This is a genomic window from Pseudomonas sp. 43(2021) (assembly GCF_017490805.1).
Taxonomy (GTDB): Bacteria; Pseudomonadota; Gammaproteobacteria; order Pseudomonadales; family Pseudomonadaceae; genus Aquipseudomonas.
In genome coordinates, this window is the sequence record NZ_JAFGYJ010000399.1 from 1 (window position 1) to 477 (window position 477).

Genomic DNA, 477 nt, shown 5'->3' on the forward strand with positions numbered 1-477 from the left:
TCGTCGCGCCGCGCAGGCAAGCGGTTTTCATCGAACGACTGTCGGAAGGCGCGCAGGCGGCCGGGCTGCCTGCGTTCAACTCGGCGCCGGGCCCGAACGGCGGCACGACCTATTCGTTGAGCGTGCAGACGATGCTGCTGCTCACGATGCTGTCGTTCCTGCCGGCGATGCTGCTGATGATGACGAGCTTCACGCGGATCATCATCGTGCTGTCGCTGCTGCGGCAGGCGATCGGCACCGCGTCGACGCCGCCGAGTCAGGTGCTCGTCGGGCTCGCCCTCTTCCTCACGCTGTTCGTGATGTCGCCCGTGCTCGACCGCGCGTACAACGACGCGTACAAGCCGTTTTCCGAGGGCACGCTGCAGATGGACCAGGCGGTGCAGCGCGGCACCGCGCCCTTCAAGGCATTCATGCTCAAGCAGACGCGCGAGACCGATCTCGCGCTGTTCGCGAAGATCTCGAAGGCCGCGCCGATGC

1 pseudogene is annotated in these 477 nt (G+C 66.5%); it reads left to right on the forward strand.

Going from position 1 to position 477, the window contains the following annotated elements:
- Nucleotides 1-477 (forward strand): annotated as a pseudogene (gene fliP, locus J5M71_RS27830) (flagellar biosynthetic protein FliP); the annotation flags it as partial.